Here is a 16899-nt window from a genome sequence, read left to right as displayed (position 1 = left end):
TGTGCCGGGTGCCGCGGCGCCTGCGCTGCCGGCCGATGCCGGCGTGTCCGGCGGCGTGCGGATCGTGCGCACGCGGCCGAAGGTCGTACTGCTGTGGGCGTCGCAGACCGGCAACATCGAATCGTTGACCGAGGATTACGCGACGCAGCTGATGAACGCGGGCTTCGAGATCCGCACCGCGTGCATGTCCGACTATCCGGTGGCGTCGCTCGCCGGTGCGCAATACGTGCTGTTGATGACGAGCACGTTCGGCGACGGCGACGCGCCCGACAACGGCAGCGAATTCTGGGAAGCGCTGCAGGCCGGCAGCGCCGCGCGTCTCGACGGCGTGCACTTCGCGGTGCTCGCGTTCGGTGATCGCAACTACGACCAGTTCTGCGGCCATGGCCGCCGGCTCGACGCGCGCCTCGCGGAGCTCGGCGCGGCGCGTCTCTGCTCACGCGTCGATTGCGACGTCGAATTCCAGCGCGATGCCGACCAGTGGCTCGAACGCGTCGTTGCGCGGATCAAGGAGGCCGATGCCGCGCTGCACGCGGTGCCGACCGGCGGGATGAGCCCGTCGGGGCTGCTGCCGACGAAGGCGCATCCGGCGCCGTCGAAGCTCGTCGCGAACCTGCGGCTCAACCGTCCGGGCGCGGCCAAGGACACGCGCTACGTGTCGCTGTCGACCGAAGGCGCGAACCTCGAATACGAAACCGGCGACGCGCTCGGCGTGTGGCCGACCAATTGCCCGGAGCTGGTCGACGAACTGCTGTCCGTCACCGCGCTGAAGGCCGATGCGCCCGTCGCGGTGGCGGGCGTCGGCGACGTGCGCCTCGGCGATGCGCTCGCCCGTCACTTCGACATCACGCGCCCGCACCCGGACACGCTCGCCTTCATCGCGTCGCGCAGTGCGAACGGCGCGCTGAAGTCGCTGCTCGGCGACGACCGCAAGGGTGACCTGAAGCAATGGCTGTGGGGGCAGCAGCTCGCGGACGTGCTGCACGAGTTTCCGGTCGAGCTGTCGGGCACCGAGCTGGTCGGGATGCTCAAGCGCATGCAGCCGCGCCTCTATTCGATCGCGTCGAGCCCGAGCGCGCACCAGGGCGAGGTCCACCTGACCGTGTCGGCCGTGCGTTATCACAACGGCCGGCGCGCGCGCAAAGGTGTTGCGTCGACGTTCCTCGCCGATCGCGCGGACGACGGCCGCGTGCCGGTGTTCGTGCAGAAGTCCGCGCATTTCCGGCCGCCGGTGAACGGCGACGTGCCGATCGTGATGGTCGGCCCCGGTACCGGCGTCGCGCCGTTCCGCGGCTTCCTGCACGAGCGGCAGGCGCGCGGCGCGCGCGGGCGCAACTGGCTGTTCTTCGGCGAGCAGCACGCGCAGACCGACTTCTACTACGGCGACGAACTCGGCGCGATGCACGACAGCGGCTTCCTGACGCGGCTCGATCTCGCGTTCTCGCGCGACCAGGCCGACAAGATCTACGTGCAGGACCGGATGCGCGAGCAGGGCGCCGAGCTGTTCGCGTGGCTGGAAGAAGGCGCGCACTTCTACGTGTGCGGCGATGCCGCCCGGATGGCGAAGGACGTCGACACGGCGCTGAAGGCGGTGGTCGCCGAGCACGGCGGGATGTCGGACGAAGCCGCGAACGACTACGTCGCACGGCTTTCGAAGGCGCGCCGCTACATGCGGGACGTGTACTGAACGCGCGGAGCGGCGGCGTGCCGTTCGCCGCTCCGCCTCTCCACCGGCAGGTTACTGCTGCCGTTCCCACGCGCGTGCCTGTTCGGCGCGCACGAACGCTTCCGACGATTCAGGCAGCAGGTTGCGGAACGCGCCGCCGTCGCGGTCGATCACGTCGACCATCTTCGCGATCATTTCCTCCGGGTCGTGCTGCTCGAGCGGGAACGTCAGCCGCTCGGGCGTCACGGTATGCACGGCCGGATCGCGCCAGCGTCGCGTCGTTTCCATCATCCGGTCGTTGAAGCCCGTGCTGTACGGGCCGGGGTTCACGACCGCGACCTTGATCCCGTGCGGCGCCAGTTCCGCCTGCATCGCCTCGGCCACCGATTCGACCGCGTGCTTCGACGCGCAATAGGCGCCCGTGAACGGCCCCGTGATCAGGCCCGCGATCGACGACACGAACACGATCTTGCCGTGCCGGCGCGCGAGCATGCCGCGCGCGATCTGCTGCGTGAGTTCGAGCGGCCCGAACACGTTGACGTCGAACAGCTCGCGGACGATCTCGACCGGCAGGTCCACCAGCGCGCCGGCTTCGCCGACGCCTGCGTTGTTCACGAGCACGTCGATGTCGAGCTCGGCCGCGCGGGCGCGATCGTGAGGCGACGTCACGTCGAGTTTGATCGCGCGCAGCGCGGTGCCGCGCTGCGTGGCGGCGGCCGTCAGTGCGTCGATTTCGGCGGTGACGCGTACGCCGGCCGTCACGTCGTGACCGCGTTCGGCGAGGCGCAATGCGACTTCGCGGCCGAAGCCGGTGCCTGCGCCGGTGATGAGGATGCGTTTCTGAGCCATGTGCTTACCTTGTGGAGTGGAACGTTGCCGGAAAGCGGTCGCGGCAGTGCTGCGCGATCGCGGTGTCTTCATCGACGCTGCCGCCCGAGATGCCGATCGCGCCGACGCAGCGCCCGTCGCCGTCGACGAGCGGTTCGCCGCCGCCGAACGTGACGAGCCCGCCGTGGCTGTGTTCGATGCCGCGCAGCGGGCCGTCGCCCGACAGCGCACCGAGTGCGCCGGTCGAGGCGCGGAAGCGGACCGCCGTCAGCGCCTTGCGTTGCGCGAGATCGATCGCGCCGAGAAAGCAGTCGTCGGTACGCGCGAACGCGAGCAGGTTCGCGCCGGCATCGACGATCGCGACGGCGATGCCGGCGACCTGCAGCGAGGCGGCATGCGCGAGTGCCGCGTCGATCGTGCGGCGGGCGGCCGCGAGCGGCAGTGCGACGGTGAGCAGGTTCATGCGGGGCTCCGGTGGGACGACAGGGCCAGTGTAGGCCGTTGCGGTATATGGGAGAATCCGCATTCCGCTCGAAGGAGTTTCAAGTTTTTTTAATGATGAGCAGACGCGATCCGATGGCCGGGCTGCACGTGTTCATGACCGTCGCGACGGCCGGCAACTTCACGCGCGCCGCCGCCGCACTGGGCCTGACGCCGGCGGCCGTCAGCCTCGCGATCGGGCAGCTCGAGGGCGAGCTGAACGTGAAGCTGTTCAATCGCAGCACGCGCGGCGTGAGCCTGACGGAAGCCGGCCAGCGTTACTGGCGGCAGACCGAGCCTGCGTACCGGCAGGTCATGCAGGCACGTGAGGAACTGAAGGATGCGCGCAGCGAGCCGAACGGGTTGTTGCGCGTGACCGCGCTGCCGCTGGCGCGGACGCTCGTGATCGCGCCGGTGCTCGCCACGTTCCGCGAGCGCTACCCGAAAGTCCGGCTCGAGATCCGCTACGAGAACGAGCTGGTCGATATCGCGAAGGACGGGTTCGATGCGGGGATTCGCCTGGCCGACCGGCTGCAACCCGGCATGATCGGCGTGCGGATCGCACCGGCGTTGACGTGTGCGCTGGTGGCGTCGCCAGGCTATCTGGCACGGCACGGCGTGCCGGCGTCGATTGCGGAGCTCGAGCGGCATGCGTGCATCCGTTTCCGGTTCTCGGAGAGCGGGCGTCTGCACAAATGGCCGTTGCGTGACGGGCAGCGCGACGTCGATCTCGATCCGGACGGCGTGTTCGTGACGAACGACGCCGACGCGGTGATCGACGCGGCGCGCGCGGGCGTCGGCATTGCGTTCGCGTTCATGCGCGAGCGGATCGAGCAGGATTTGCGCGACGGCGCGCTCGTCGAGGTGTTGCCCGGCGCGTGCCGCACGTTGCCGCCGATGTGGCTGTACTACGTCAATCGCAAGCACGTGCCGGCCAAGCTGCGTGCGTTCATCGACGTGCTGCGCGAACGCAGCGGCGCGGACGACGCATAGCCGCATCGGCCGGCCGACTGCGGCGATGAGGCCGTCGGCGCATGATGGCGGCTCCAGCCACGAAGCCATGGAGTCGCGTCATGACGGCAATTTCGTATTTCCCGATTCGAACCCTTGCAATCGCTGCAGCGTTGGCCGGCGCCGCGATCGTTAGCGTACCGGCCATCGGCCAGACGTCGACCGTGCCGGCCGGAACGGCAGCCGCCACGCCCGACAACGCGGTACTGCTCACCGTATTCCTGAAACACGACCAGTCGCGCCCGCTTGCCGAGCTGAATGCGCAACTCGCGAAGCAGGGGTTCTACAAGGCATTTCCGCCGCCGGGCGTGGAGGTGGTGAGCTGGACCGTGACGATGGGGATCGGGCAGATTGTCGTGCTGCGGCTGCCGGCGTCGCGGCTGCGCGAGGTCAATCGCGTGCTGGAGGATACGGCGTGGGGTGCGTACCGGACGGAGTTTTATCCGACTTACGACTACAAGGCGATCGGGTTGGGGGAGCATGAGCGGGCGGAGTGATGGGGCCCGTGTGTTCCCGGGTCGGGAGACGGTGAGACCCCGTCACCCGGATCCACCCGTCCCCATTTCCGAAGTGCTGCACCGGCCCGTGAATCCGTCCTCGTTCACGCGGCCCGACCGGGAGAATTTCTCCCAATTCCGCGACCGGCCATTCATCTGATGAAAAAACCGTGACGGTTCCCGGTATGATGCGCACCTTGCGTTTGTCGGACGCACTATTTTTGATGCGATTTTGATGTGCAAGGCACGACAAATCCGCACAATCCGAACCTGAAAGATTCTGTAATATAAATTCCGTATACTCGTAAGTTCTGATCCAGGCGCCGCCTGCCATTTCCTTCGGCCGACCGCCCACGCAGAACAACCAGATACGTCGCCGCCTGGCCGTCTTGCGCCGCGACACGCTATGCACCACCACTGAACACTCTATGTCTTCCCGCCACTCTGGTTCGCCCGGCCGCGCCGAGGCGGTGATCGCCCGTGTCCGGGCGCTGATCCGCAACGAGCGTGTGCTGTCGCCGCTGCTCGCGCTCGGCATCGGCCTGCTGCTGATCGTGGTTTTCCAGCACCTGTCGGAATCTGTCGACTACCGGTCGGTGATCCGCCAGCTGCGTCACATGTCCGCCGGCGAGTGGGGCGCGTCGCTGGCCGCGACGGCCCTCAGCTATCTCGCGCTCGTCGCCCGCGACGCGGTGGGCCTCCGTTACGTCGCCGCGAAGGTGCCGCGCGTCGCATTGTGGATCGGCGCGATCGCCGGGTCCGCGCTCGGTAACGCGACCGGCTTCGGCGCGCTGACGGGCGGCGCGGTGCGCGCACGCGTGTACGGCGTGTCGGGCGTCACGCCCGCGCAGATCGGCCGGATGACAGTGTTCACGAGCGGCACGCTGGCGCTCGCGATGGTGTTGATGACGGCGGTCGGCATGGTCTGCGTGCCGGAGGCGCTCGCCGCGATGCTGCACGTCGCGCCTGGCGTGCTGACGTGGACCGGCGCGGCGCTGCTCGTGCTGCTGGCCGCGATGGTCGTGATGTGCGGCAACACCGCGCGCCCGGTCGTCACGCGCTTCAAGTGGCTGTCGTTCGACGTGCCGGCGCGGCGCGATCTCGTCGCGCAGGTCGTCTATGCGGTATTCGACGTCGTCGCGGCGGGCCTGACGCTGTGGGTGCTGCTGCCGGCCGCGCCGGTCGGCTTCCCGACCTTCATTACTGTTTACGCCGCGGCGTTGCTGCTCGGGATGATCGGCCATACGCCGGGCGGGATCGGCGTGTTCGAAGCCGCGATGGTGTTCACGCTCGGTCGTGAAGTGCCGCCGCACGCGATGGTCGCCGCGCTGATCGCGTATCGCGCGATCTATTTCGGCGTGCCGCTCGTGCTGTCGGCCGGCCTGCTGGCCGGTTTCGAAGGCCGCGCGCTGCGGCGCCGGCTCGTGACGCGGCAGGCCGTGCGCGTGTCGCAGCTCGCGCCGGTGTTCCTGAGCCTCGTGACGTTCGCGGTCGGCGGGATGCTGGTGATCTCGAGCGCGACGCCCGCGTTCTGGCACCGGATCGCGATCCTGCGCCACCTCGTGCCGCTGTGGGTGCTCGAAGGCTCGCAGGTGATCTGCAGTGTGCTCGGCGTGGCGCTGCTGTTCGTCGCGCGCGGGCTGCTGCGCCGTCTCGACGGCGCATGGTGGATGACCTTCGCGCTGACGCTCGCCAGCCTCGCGCTGTCGCTGGCGAAGGGCCTCGCGTTCGTCGAGGCCGGCGTGCTCGGCACGCTGCTGGTGCTGCTGCTCGTCAGCCGTCGCCGCTTCAACCGCCATTCGTCGCTGCTGGCCGAGCGCTTCACGGTGAGCTGGTTCGTGTCGGTGGCGATGGTGCTGATGCTGGCCGTGTGGGTGCTGTTCTTCGCATTCCGCGACGTGCCGTACACGCGCGAGCTGTGGTCGCATTTCTCGTTCGACGCGCGTGCGCCGCGGGCGCTGCGCGCGACGCTCGCGTCCGGCGTGTTCGTCGCGCTGTTCGCGCTGTGGCAACTGCTGCGCCCGGCGCCGGGCCGTTTCGTGAAGCCGGCGGAGCAGGACCTGTCGGATGCCGAACGGATCATCCGCGCGCAGGAATGCAGCGATGCGGGCCTTGCGCTGATGGGCGACAAGTCGTTCCTGTTCTCGGAGTCCCGTCAGGCCTTCCTGATGTATGCGAAGAACGGCCGCACGTGGGCCGCGCTGCACGACCCGGTCGGGCCGCGCGAGGAATGGCCGGCGCTGATCAGCAAGTTCATCGCGCTCGCCCACGCGCATAGCGGCCGGGCGGCGTTCTACCAGGTGCGTGCGAACGCGCTGCCGCTGTATCTCGACGCGGGGCTCACGCTGATGAAGCTCGGCGAGGAAGCGCATATCGCGCTCGACCGGTTCGACCTGAAAGGCTCGAACCGCTCGCACCTGCGCTACGCGCTGCGCCGCGGCGACAAGGACGCGCTGACGGTCGAAGTGATCGCGCCGAGCGACGTGCCGGCCGCGCTGCCGGCGTTGCGCGATATCTCCGACGGCTGGCTCGACAGCCGCGACGCGCGCGAGAAGAGCTTCTCGGTCGCCGCGTTCCACGACGGCTATCTGGCGACGCAGTCGGTGATGCTCGTGCGGCAGGCCGACAAGCCGATCGCGTTCGTCACGTTCATGACGACCGACCTCAACACCGAGGCGACGGTCGGCGTGATGCGCCATCTGCCGGACGCTTCGCCGTACGCGATGGAGTATCTGTTTACGCAGCTCGCGCTGCATCTGAAGGAAGCGGGCTTCCGCAAGCTGAGCCTGGGCATCGCGCCGTTCTCGGGGATGGGGGCGGCGAAGATGCCGTCGCCGTTGCACCGGATCGGCCTGATGGTCTGGCGCTTCGGCGGCCGCTTCTACAACTTCCGCGGCTTGCGCGCATTCAAGAGCAAGTTCGAACCACACTGGGAGCCGCGTTACCTCGCGGCCTCGGGTACGGTCGGCGTGTTCGTCACGCTTGCGGATCTGTCATTGCTGGCTGGAGGTCGGCGTTCATGAGTTTGAAGAAGGGAATCGCGCGGGCGGCAGCCGCCTGCGCGGGAATGATGCTGGCCGGCGCCGCGTGCGCTACGCAGCCAGCCGCAGTGAAGGCCGAAACCGTATCGGGCGGCCGCTATGGGCCCGTGACCGTGACCAAACCCAGCGGGCCGTTGCGCGGCTTCGTCGTGCTGTTCTCGCATGAGGCCGGCTGGAATGCGGCCGATCAGCAGGCCGCCGATGCACTCGCGAAGGCCGGGGCGATGACGGTCGGCGTCGATTCGGAGCGCTATGCGATGAATCTCGCCGCGAAGCAGGAGACCTGCCACCACCTCGACGGCGACGCCGAAGCGGTCAGCCACCAGCTCGAACGCCTCGCGCAGTCGTCACGCTATTTCACGCCGATCGTCGCGGGCGTGGGCCAGGGCGGCGCGATCGCGAAGCAGATCCTGTCGATGGCGCCGGAGAACACGATCGCCGGTGTCGTATCGGTCGATCCGGCTGCGAAGCTCGATCCGCGCTTCAAGCCGTGCCCGCCCGATCCGACGATCGTGCGCCGCGCGATGCCGGGCTTCGTCGAAACGGCGGCCGCGGGCGATTCCGCGAAGCTCGTGTCGCTCGTCACCTCGCATCTGCGGGACACCACCAGCGGCGACGAACTCGACGTGTCGGATCTGCCGCTCGTCGAGCTGCCGGCCAAGGGTGGCAACGGCCAGCTCGCGATCGTGATCTCGGGTGACGGCGGCTGGCGCGATCTCGACAAGACGATCGCCGAGGCGCTGCAGCGCGACGGCGTGTCGGTGGTCGGCATCGACAGCCTGCGCTACTTCTGGAGCGAGAAGCCGCCGGCGCAGGTGAGCCGCGATCTCGCGCGCGTGATGCGCACCTACATGGCGCGCTGGCATGCGAATCGCGTTGCACTGGTCGGCTACTCGTTCGGCGCCGACGTGATGCCGTTCGCGTACAACCGGCTGCCGGCCGATCTGCGCGACAAGGTCGCCGTGATGTCGCTGCTCGGCTTCGCGCCGGCCGCCGATTTCCAGATCCGCGTGACGGGGTGGCTCGGCATGCCCGCAAGTGACAAGGCGCTGAAGGTTGCGCCGGAAATCGCGAAGGTGCCGCCGCAGCTCGTGCAGTGCTTCTATGGTGCGGAAGAGAAGGACACGATGTGTCCGGCACTCGTGAACACGGGCGCCGACGTGATCAAGACGCAGGGTGATCACCACTTCGGCCGCGACTACCTCGCGCTCGAGAAGAAGATTCTCGGCGCGTTCGGCAAGCCGGTCGCGGCGCGCTGAACGCCGGCGCCCGCTTCGCGGCGGGCGCCGGCCGGTAGCGTCCGGTTCATCGTACGGGCGGCCTGCGGGCCGCCCGTTTCATTTTCCGGCGGGCGTGGCCGTGTTCGGCTGCGGCATCGCCGTTCGCGCATCGTGCTGGTAGAAGCCGGGGAACCGGTCGAGCTGGCGCCGCGCGGCCGTGATGTCGGTGCCGTCGCCGAGCACCGCGCTCGAAAACCCCGTGCGTTCCATCAGCAGCAACTGGTCGACCAGCACGTCGCCGGTCGCGCGCAGGTCGCCGGTGAAGCCATAGCGTTTGCGCAGCAGGTACGCCTGGCTGTACGCGCGGCCGTCGGTGAACGACGGGAACGCCAGGTCGATACGCGCAGCCTGCGCGATTTGCCCGGCGAGCGGCGGCAGTTCCTCGTCGTTGCCGATCGTCAGCGTCGCTGCGTCGTGCTGCTGCGTGTCGCCGGTGTGTTCGGCCGGCGTCAGCAGCCGGATGCGTGCGGTCGGATTCCCTGCTTGCGTCATGCGTGCTCCACCTGATGGCGCGCGTCGTTCGCGGCGGCCTTGAAGGGTTCCGTGCCGATGCGGCGGACCGTGTCGATGAATCGTTCGCTGCGGCCGTCGTCATCGATCCGCGCGTCGAGATACGCGTTGACGATCGCATCGACGACATCGACGATCTCGTCCGCCGAAAACGACGGGCCGATCACCTTGCCCGGTCGCGCGGGGCCGCTCGCGGTCGAGCCGTCCGAGCCGCCGAGCGTGACCTGATACCACTCGGCGCCGTCCTTGTCGACGCCGAGGATGCCGAGGTGGCCGCTGTGATGATGGCCGCACGAGTTGATGCAGCCGCTGATGTGCAGGTCGATGTCGCCGACGTCGTGCAGCATGTCGAGATCCTGGAAGCGCTCGGCGATCGCGTCGGCGATCGGGATCGAGCGTGCATTCGCGAGCGCGCAGAAGTCCCCGCCCGGACACGCGATCATGTCCGTCAGGAGTCCGACGTTCGCGCTGGCGAGCCCGATCGCGCGCGCGTTTTCCCACAGCAGGAACAGGTCGTCGACATGCACCCACGGCAGCACGACGTTCTGCGTGTGCGTGACGCGCGCCTCGCCGGCCGAGAACTGGTCGGCGAGACCGGCGAGCGCGTCGAGCTGGTCCGGCGACGCGTCGCCCGGCGCCTGCAGGCGGCGCTTGAACGACAGCGTGACGATGCGCAGCGCCGGATCGCGGTGGTCGGCCACGTTGCGTGCGAGCCAGCGCGCGAAGGCCGGATGGCGTGCGGCCTGGGCGGAGAGGCGCTGGTTCGCGTCGCGCAGGCTGACCGTGCGCGGCTTGAGCCGCGGCGGGACGAACGACGCGGCGACGCGGTCGAACTCGACCTGCGGAATCGTGTGCAGCCCGCCGTCGTGATCGACGATCTGGCGGAACTCCTCCTCGACGTCGTCGATGTAGCGCTGTCCCTCGGTCTTCACGAGGATCTTGATGCGCGCCTTGTACTTGTTGTCGCGGCGTCCGTAGCGGTTGTACACGCGGACGATCGCCTCGATGTAGTTCATCACGTGCTGCCACGGCAGGAACGCGCGCAGCAGCGTCGCGATCATCGGCGTGCGGCCCATCCCGCCGCCGACGCTCACGCGAAAGCCGAGCGCGCCCGTGTCGTCGCGCACGAGCTTCAGCCCGACGTCATGCCAGTCGGTGGCCGCGCGGTCTTCGGTCGCGCCGGTGATCGCGATCTTGAACTTGCGCGGCAGGAACGCGAATTCGGGGTGCAGCGTCGTCCACTGGCGCATCACCTCGGCGAACGGGCGCGGATCGGCGATCTCGTCCGGCGCGACGCCGGCGCGCTCGTCGCACGAGATATTGCGGATGCAGTTGCCGCTCGTCTGGATGCCGTGCATGTCGACGGTCGCGAGCAGGTCCATCACGTCGGCGGCCTTGTCGAGCGGAATCCAGTTGAACTGCACGTTGGTGCGCGTCGTGAAGTGCGCGCTGCGGGTCGGCAGGCGCAGCGTGCCGAGCAAGGCCTGCGCGTCGGATGCGGTGCGGTAGGTGGCGTCGTCCGGCACGTCGTAGACGCGCGCGATCCGCGCGAGCACGCGCAGCTGCGCGCTCGACAGTTCGCCGTACGGGACGGCCACGCGCAGCATCGGCGCGTGGCGCTGCACGTACCAGCCGTTCTGCAGGCGCAGCGGCCGGAACGCGTCTTCGCTCAGTGTGCCGTGCTGCCAGCGTTCGAGCTGGTCGCGAAACTGGGCGGCGCGGCTGTGCACGAGCGCCCGGTCGAAAACGGTATATCGATACATGACGTGATACGCGAGAGGAGCCGTGGCGCGGAGCGCGCGGCTCGGGACAGACGTTGCGACGGGTGTCAGGCAACCGGAGACAGCGTAGGGAACGCGGTGCGGCGGGACAAGCAGCAGATGGGGACGAAAAGGGCGCAGCAGATGGCCGGCGTGACGCCGGCGCGGGCCGGGCATGCGCGCGTGCATGCCCGTGGCGGCTGGTTATGCGTCGGCGTCGACGTCGACGACGAGCGCCGGATCGAGCGCACGGATGCGCTGGTCGATGAAGTAGCCGCCGCCTTCCTGGTAGCGCAGGAACAGGCGGCCGCACGAGCGGCAGCGGTTGACGGTGCAGCGGTTGTACGGAAAATGGCGCAGTGCGATCGGCGCGTCGTCCGACGCGTAGCGCGTGCCGGCCGGGTGGTGTTCGGCGTAGGTCGGCTCCGTCTCGCCGGGCGGCGCGAGCGTGGCGACTTCGGTCAGTTGCGCGTCCTGCAGCGACAGCGGCAGGGTCGTCCATCCGGCGAGCGGCGTTTTCGTGCAGGTGCACGACTGCGTGATGTGCGCGGCTTCAGCGGTCAGTTTCAACAGCGCGTCGTGATCGAGGTAGGGCAGTTGACTCATGGGCAATCATGAAGGGCGGCGGGATCAGCACTGTAACCCGCGTGCGGATTGCGTGCATGGCCGTGATGCGGGCCGTGCGCACCGGGTGAGATTCACCCGCCCTTGCGGACCGACGGCTGCGCGACCAGTTCGCCGAGCACACGGATCGCGCGCTCGATGTCGCGGCTCCACGGGTGGCCGAAGTTCACGCGCACGCAACGCTCGAAGCCATGCGCGGCTGAAAACAGTGGCCCCGGCGCGAAGCTGATTCCGCGTGCGATCGCCTGGCGATGCAGTTCCATCGCGTCGATTGCGTCGGGAAACGCGAGCCACAAAAAGTAACCGCCTTCGGGCCGCACCCATTCGACGCCGGCTGGCAGCCAGCGCCGCAGCGCGTCGTCCATCCGGTCGAGCTGCGTGTGCAGCGCGCCGCGCAGCTTGCGCAAATGCCGGTCGTAGCCGCCGTGCTCGAGATAGTTCGCGATACCGACCTGCGCGGGAATGCTGGCCGACAGCGTCGTCATCAGCTTGAGCCGCTGCACCTTCTCCGCGAACCGGCCGGCGGCGGCCCAGCCGATCCGGTAGCCGGGCGCGAGCGTCTTCGAGAACGAACTGCAGTGCATCACGAGGCCGTGTCGATCGAACGCGCGCGCGGGCAGCGGATAGTCGGGGCCGAAGTGCAGCTCGCCGTACACGTCGTCCTCGATCAGCGGCACGTCGCGCGCGGCGAGCAACTCGACGAGCGCGCGCTTTTTCTCCGCGGACAGCGTGACGCCGGTCGGATTCTGGAAATTGGTCATGAACCAGCACGCGCGGATGTCGTGCCGATCGAGCGCGTTCGCGAGCGCATCGAGATCGAGGCCCGTGCGCGGATCGACGGGAATCTCGACCGCGCGCAGGTCGAGCCGCTCGATCGCCTGCAGCGCCGCATAGAAACCGGGCGCTTCGACGGCCACGACGTCGCCGGGCCGCGTGACGGCCATCAGGCACAGGTTCAGCGCTTCGAGCGCGCCGTTCGTGACGACGATCTCGTCGATCGGCTGCGAGATACCGGTCGCGAGATAGCGCCGCGCGATCTGCTGGCGCAGCGCCTCGTTGCCGGGCGGCAGGTCGACGACCGTGCTCCACGGGCTGACGAGCCGCGTGGCCTGCGCGAGCGATTTCGCGAGACGCGGCAGCGGAAACAGTTGCGGCGACGGGAAGGCGGAGCCGAGCGGCACGATGCCGGGCTGCGTGGCCGCGTCGAGGACGGAGAACACGAGGCTGCTGATGTCGACCTTGCGTGTGGCGCCGGCACGGCTGGTGCGGCGCTTGGCAGCCGGGGTCGCTGTCGGCGTGGCGCCCGGCGCGACGTAGTAGCCCGAGCGTTCGCGTGCGCGGATCAGCCCCCACTGTTCGAGCAGGTAGTACGCGCGAAACACCGTCGACTGGCTCACACCGTGCTGCGCGATGATCTGCCGCAACGACGGCAGGCGCGTGCCGACGGCAAGGTTGCCGTTGCGGATGTCGTCGGCGATCGTGTGGGCGAGGGTTTCGTAGCGTTTCATCGGCGAGGGCAGAGCGCGCCGTCGCCACGCGCGGGCCGGAGTGGCGCCGCGCCGGCGGGCGCGGCCCATTGTCCGATGCGCGGCCCGAAAAGGAAAGCGCAGGCGCGTCGGCTGCGCTTTCCCGCTGCGTCAGGCTGCGTTCGGCTCGACGTTCTGCCGGTTCGCGGCGCCACGCAGCGGCGGCAACGGCTCGACCTTGCCGACGATGAACAGGTACGACAGCGCGCCGACCACGCACAACGCACCGGCTACCGCGAGCGGCACGACGAACGAGCCCTTCGTGATCGACAGCATCACGCCCGTGAACGTCGTGATGAAGATCCCCGCGAGGTTGCCCGCGAAGTTCTGGATGCCGCCGAGCGATGCGACATGCGCCGGTGTCGGTGCGATTTCGCCGACGAGCGTCCACACGTTGGCGCCCGCGAACGACAGGCTTGCATAGGCCAGCGCGAACAGGCCGAGGCAGGTCCACACGCTTTCGACGAACGCCGACAGTGCAATCGACGAAGACAGCAGCATGCCGAGCACGAGACAGGTCTTGCGCGCGGCGGTCGCGCTCCAGCCGCGGCGGAACAGGCTGTCCGACACGTAGCCGCCGAGCCAGCCGCCCGGAATCGCGAGCAGCGCGGGCAGCATGCCCCACGTGCCGAGCGACGCGAGCGAGAAGCCGCGCGACTGCAGCAGGTAGCTCGGGAACCACGTGATGAAGAAGTAGATCGCGAAGTTCAGGCAGAACAGGCCGATCATCATGCCCCACACGGTGCGATAGCGGAACAGGTCGAGCCACGACACCTTCGGGCCATCAGTTGCGGCCGCAACGGTCGGTGCGCCGCGCTGCGCGAGCAGTGCATCGACGGCATCGGGCGCGATCGCGCGATAGCGTTCCGGGTCGCGATAGATGAACCACCACGCCAGCGCCCACACGAGGCCGATGCCGCCGGTGATCACGAACGATCCGCGCCAGCCGACGATCGAGATCAGCCACGCGACGAGCGGCAGCGACAGCGCGGAGCCGACGCGCGAGCCGCTGTCGAAGATGCTGCTCGCGAGCCCGCGTTCGCTGCGCGGGAACCAGTTGAACGCGACCTTCGCGAACGACGGGATCGCGGCCGCTTCGCCGACGCCGAGCATCAGCCGCACGCCGACGAGCTGCGTGAGGCCGCGCGCGGCGCCCGTCGCGACGGTGAACACCGACCACCAGCCGACCGCGAGCGCGAGGCTCACGCGCACGCCGACCTTGTCGATGAACCAGCCGGCCGGCAGTTGCAGGAACGCGTAGGTCCAGAAGAACGCGCTCAGCACGAGTCCCATCCCGACCGCGTCGAGGCCGAGGTCGGCGCGGATGCTGGGCGCCGCGATCGCGAGGTTCGCGCGGTCGATGAAGTTGATGACGTTGGCCAGGAAGCACATGAGGATCATGGCCCATCGGATGCGTGGCATGCGGTGTCTCCGCGCGGAATGTCGTGACGGGCCGCCGGCGATCCGCAGCGCCGGCGGCCTCGATGGGCGGGTTATTGCGTGGCGAGCGACGGCGCGCGGTCGAACTTCGCGAGCGCTTCCCACAGGCCGTTCAGGTAGACCGCGCCGAGCGCGCGGTCGTAGAGGCCGTAGCCGGGCTTGCCCGTCTCGCCCCAGATCATGCGGCCGTGGTCGGGGCGCACGTAGCCGGTGAAGCCGGTGTCGTGGTACGCCTTCACGATCGCGGCGATGTCGAGCGAGCCGCAGCTCGACAGGTGGGCGGTTTCCTCGAAATCGCCGTTCGCGTCGACCTTCACGTTGCGGATGTGCGCGAAGTGGATGCGGCCCATCGCGCCGAATTCGCGCACGAGCGCCTCGACATCGTTCTGCGGGCCCGCGCCGAGCGAGCCCGAGCACAGCGTCAGCCCGTTCGCGGGCGTGTCGACGATGCGCACGATTCGCGCGAGATCGTCGCGGTTCTTCACGATGCGCGGCAGCCCGAAGATCGGGCGCGGCGGATCGTCGGGGTGGATCGCCATCTTCACGCCGGCTTCCTCGGCGACGGGGATGATCGCCTTCAGGAAGTATTCGAGGTTCGCCCACAGCGCTGCTTCGTCGACATCGCGATATTCCGCGAGGAGCGCCTTCAACTGTTCGGGCTGGTAGCTCGAATCCCAGCCCGGCAGCGCGATGCCGTCGTCGGGATCGATCCGGTCGACCGCGTCGGTGCTGAACGCGAGGCAGGTCGAGCCGTCGTCGAGCGTCTTCGACAGCTCGGTGCGCGTCCAGTCGAACACGGGCATGAAGTTGTAGCAGATCACGCGCACGCCGGCCGCGCCGAGATGGCGAATCGTCTGACGGTAGTGGTCGATCAGGCGGTCGCGGCCCGGCTTGCCGAGCTTGATGTCCTCGTGGACGGGCACCGATTCGACGACTTCGAACTGCAGGCCGGCGCGCTCGATCGTCGCCTTCAGCGCATCGATCTTGTGCGCGGGCCAGACGTCGCCCACCGGTTCGTCGTAGATCGCGGACACGATATGCGTGACGCCCGGGATCTGGCGGATGTATTGCAGCGAGACCGGATCGGACTCGCCGTACCAACGGAAAGACATCTTCACTGGAGCGGCTCCTGGCTGGCGGTTGATGCATCGAGTGGACGGGCGGCAGCGTGCCGGCCCCGTCCGCGGTGTGCGGATTATGATTGGTATGCCAGTTGCGCGGGATAGTGGTTTACCAGTTGTCGGGCTCAAAACCGGCTGGCATGGCGCTACAGGAAAGTCCTGGACGCACCGGTCAACACGCCGAACCGGATGATGACCGAAATTGGTGTACCATTTTGGCGATCCGGTGCCGCGACGGCGCCGGCCAGCCTGTTGCGAGCTTTTCGATGACTGATCTTTCCAGCCTGCCAGCCAGCCGCGATACCGACGCCGCGGATCGCTCCTACATCGGCCTTGCGCGGCAGATTCACGCGATGGTGGCCGCCGGCGCGTTCGAGGCGGGCGCGCGCTTGCCGTCCGAGCGCAGCCTGGCCGACCAGTTCGGCGTGAGCCGCACGCAGGTGCGCGAGGCGATCATCGCGCTCGAGGTGCAGGGGATCGTCGAAGTGCGGATTGGTTCGGGCATCTACGTATCGGCGGCCGACGCCGCGCGGCCGGTGACGTTCGAGGTGCCGCGCGGCCCGGGGCCGATCGAGACGCTGCGCGCACGCGGGCTGATCGAGGCGGAAGTCGCGGCGCTTGCGGCGACCGAACGCAAGGATGCGGATCTCGACCGGCTGTTTTTCTCGCTGACGACGATGCGCGAGCAGATGGACGACAAGGTTGCGTACGACGCGGCCGATCGCCAGTTCCACCTGCGTATCGCCGAATCGACCGGCAACACGGTGCTGCTGCACATGGTCACCGCGATGTGGGACTGCGCGCGCAGCGATCCGCTGTGGGACAAGATCGAGGAGCATTTTCACTCGACCGCGCTGCGCGAGGCGTCGCAGGAAGATCACCAGCGGATCTTCGCGGCGATCATGGCGCGCGACGCAACGGCTGCACGCGAAGCGATGCGTGCACACCTGTCGCGCGTGATCGCGGAGTTCACTCAGGCGTGGCGCTGACGGGCGTTCCGTCAGAGGAAACGGGCCGGCGTAACGTCACCCTGATACGGCGGTGACGACAGGCGCGCGCGCCCCTCGTACGGCTTCTTCCAATTGCGCGACCGTAGGTTTTATGGTCTTGTTGCG

General features: G+C 68.5%; 14 protein-coding genes. 6 read left to right on the top strand and 8 right to left on the bottom strand.

Annotated features, from left to right (window positions below):
- On the top strand, window positions 1-1687 hold a 1687-nt coding region (locus G3N93_RS07130), incomplete at its 5' end, for a sulfite reductase flavoprotein subunit alpha (RefSeq protein WP_206132643.1).
- 51 nt (window positions 1688-1738) lie between these two features.
- On the opposite strand, the gene G3N93_RS07125 is transcribed toward G3N93_RS07130, so the two are convergent.
- Both G3N93_RS07125 and G3N93_RS07120 read right to left on the bottom strand, forming a co-directional pair.
- Window positions 1739-2515 (bottom strand): SDR family oxidoreductase, encoded by a 777-nt coding sequence (locus tag G3N93_RS07125; protein ID WP_206132642.1) that lies wholly within the window; start codon window positions 2513-2515, stop codon window positions 1739-1741.
- Between the two features lie 4 nt (window positions 2516-2519).
- A complete protein-coding gene (locus G3N93_RS07120) occupies window positions 2520-2957 on the bottom strand; it encodes a heme-binding protein (RefSeq protein ID WP_206132641.1) in 438 nt (145 codons plus the stop codon).
- Between the two features lie 95 nt (window positions 2958-3052).
- Here G3N93_RS07120 and G3N93_RS07115 point away from each other — a divergent pair, with 95 nt between their 5' ends.
- From G3N93_RS07115 to G3N93_RS07100, 4 genes are all read left to right on the top strand, one after another.
- On the top strand, window positions 3053-3967 hold the full coding sequence (locus tag G3N93_RS07115; protein WP_206132645.1) for a LysR family transcriptional regulator: 915 nt from the start codon (window positions 3053-3055) through the stop codon (window positions 3965-3967).
- An 80-nt stretch (window positions 3968-4047) separates the two neighbouring features.
- Complete coding sequence (locus G3N93_RS07110) at window positions 4048-4482, top strand: hypothetical protein (protein ID WP_206132640.1); 435 nt, start codon at window positions 4048-4050, stop codon at window positions 4480-4482.
- A gap of 428 nt (window positions 4483-4910) precedes the next feature.
- Complete coding sequence (gene mprF, locus G3N93_RS07105) at window positions 4911-7505, top strand: bifunctional lysylphosphatidylglycerol flippase/synthetase MprF (protein ID WP_174943058.1); 2595 nt, start codon at window positions 4911-4913, stop codon at window positions 7503-7505.
- A complete protein-coding gene (locus tag G3N93_RS07100) occupies window positions 7502-8782 on the top strand; it encodes a virulence factor family protein (protein ID WP_206132639.1) in 1281 nt (426 codons plus the stop codon). Before mprF ends, G3N93_RS07100 begins: the two co-directional genes overlap by 4 nt.
- A gap of 78 nt (window positions 8783-8860) precedes the next feature.
- On the opposite strand, the gene G3N93_RS07095 is transcribed toward G3N93_RS07100, so the two are convergent.
- The 6 genes from G3N93_RS07095 to uxuA all read right to left on the bottom strand — a co-directional run bounded on the left by G3N93_RS07095 (window position 8861) and on the right by uxuA (window position 15781).
- Complete coding sequence (locus tag G3N93_RS07095; RefSeq protein ID WP_206132638.1) at window positions 8861-9295, bottom strand: DUF934 domain-containing protein; 435 nt, start codon at window positions 9293-9295, stop codon at window positions 8861-8863.
- Complete coding sequence (locus tag G3N93_RS07090) at window positions 9292-11250, bottom strand: nitrite/sulfite reductase (RefSeq protein ID WP_374196425.1); 1959 nt, start codon at window positions 11248-11250, stop codon at window positions 9292-9294. Before G3N93_RS07090 ends, G3N93_RS07095 begins: the two co-directional genes overlap by 4 nt.
- A gap of 27 nt (window positions 11251-11277) precedes the next feature.
- Window positions 11278-11679, bottom strand: a complete 402-nt coding sequence (locus G3N93_RS07085; RefSeq protein ID WP_206132637.1) for a hypothetical protein — start codon at window positions 11677-11679, stop codon at window positions 11278-11280.
- A 92-nt stretch (window positions 11680-11771) separates the two neighbouring features.
- Entirely contained in the window at window positions 11772-13205 is a 1434-nt protein-coding gene (locus G3N93_RS07080; protein WP_206132636.1) for a PLP-dependent aminotransferase family protein, read from the bottom strand.
- A gap of 129 nt (window positions 13206-13334) precedes the next feature.
- Window positions 13335-14645 carry an MFS transporter gene (locus G3N93_RS07075; protein ID WP_174943070.1) on the bottom strand — a complete coding sequence of 437 codons (1311 nt, stop codon included), beginning with the start codon at window positions 14643-14645 and terminating at the stop codon, window positions 13335-13337.
- A gap of 71 nt (window positions 14646-14716) precedes the next feature.
- Window positions 14717-15781, bottom strand: coding sequence for a mannonate dehydratase (gene uxuA, locus G3N93_RS07070; protein WP_206132635.1), 1065 nt, complete (start codon window positions 15779-15781; stop codon window positions 14717-14719).
- Window positions 15782-16050: 269 nt separating this feature from the next.
- Between uxuA and G3N93_RS07065 the strand changes: the two genes are divergently transcribed.
- A complete protein-coding gene (locus G3N93_RS07065; RefSeq protein ID WP_174943074.1) occupies window positions 16051-16773 on the top strand; it encodes a FadR/GntR family transcriptional regulator in 723 nt (240 codons plus the stop codon).
- Window positions 16774-16899: the final 126 nt, after the last annotated feature.

Source organism: Burkholderia sp. Se-20378, assembly GCF_017104665.1.
Taxonomy (GTDB): Bacteria; Pseudomonadota; Gammaproteobacteria; order Burkholderiales; family Burkholderiaceae; genus Burkholderia; species Burkholderia lata.
Note: the sequence above shows the minus strand (reverse complement) of the source record. Positions and strands in the feature narration are given on the sequence as shown.

Coding starts and splice junctions, on each gene's coding strand:
- G3N93_RS07075 (WP_174943070.1), bottom strand. CDS start 14,645: ATGCCACGCATCCGATGGGCCATGATCCTCATGTGCTTCCTGGCCAAC.
- G3N93_RS07120 (WP_206132641.1), bottom strand. CDS start 2,957: ATGAACCTGCTCACCGTCGCACTGCCGCTCGCGGCCGCCCGCCGCACG.
- G3N93_RS07095 (WP_206132638.1), bottom strand. CDS start 9,295: ATGACGCAAGCAGGGAATCCGACCGCACGCATCCGGCTGCTGACGCCG.
- G3N93_RS07085 (WP_206132637.1), bottom strand. CDS start 11,679: ATGAGTCAACTGCCCTACCTCGATCACGACGCGCTGTTGAAACTGACC.
- G3N93_RS07115 (WP_206132645.1), top strand. CDS start 3,053: ATGAGCAGACGCGATCCGATGGCCGGGCTGCACGTGTTCATGACCGTC.
- G3N93_RS07125 (WP_206132642.1), bottom strand. CDS start 2,515: ATGGCTCAGAAACGCATCCTCATCACCGGCGCAGGCACCGGCTTCGGC.
- mprF (WP_174943058.1), top strand. CDS start 4,911: ATGTCTTCCCGCCACTCTGGTTCGCCCGGCCGCGCCGAGGCGGTGATC.
- G3N93_RS07080 (WP_206132636.1), bottom strand. CDS start 13,205: ATGAAACGCTACGAAACCCTCGCCCACACGATCGCCGACGACATCCGC.
- G3N93_RS07065 (WP_174943074.1), top strand. CDS start 16,051: ATGACTGATCTTTCCAGCCTGCCAGCCAGCCGCGATACCGACGCCGCG.
- G3N93_RS07100 (WP_206132639.1), top strand. CDS start 7,502: ATGAGTTTGAAGAAGGGAATCGCGCGGGCGGCAGCCGCCTGCGCGGGA.
- G3N93_RS07090 (WP_374196425.1), bottom strand. CDS start 11,250: ATGCCCGGCCCGCGCCGGCGTCACGCCGGCCATCTGCTGCGCCCTTTT.
- G3N93_RS07110 (WP_206132640.1), top strand. CDS start 4,048: ATGACGGCAATTTCGTATTTCCCGATTCGAACCCTTGCAATCGCTGCA.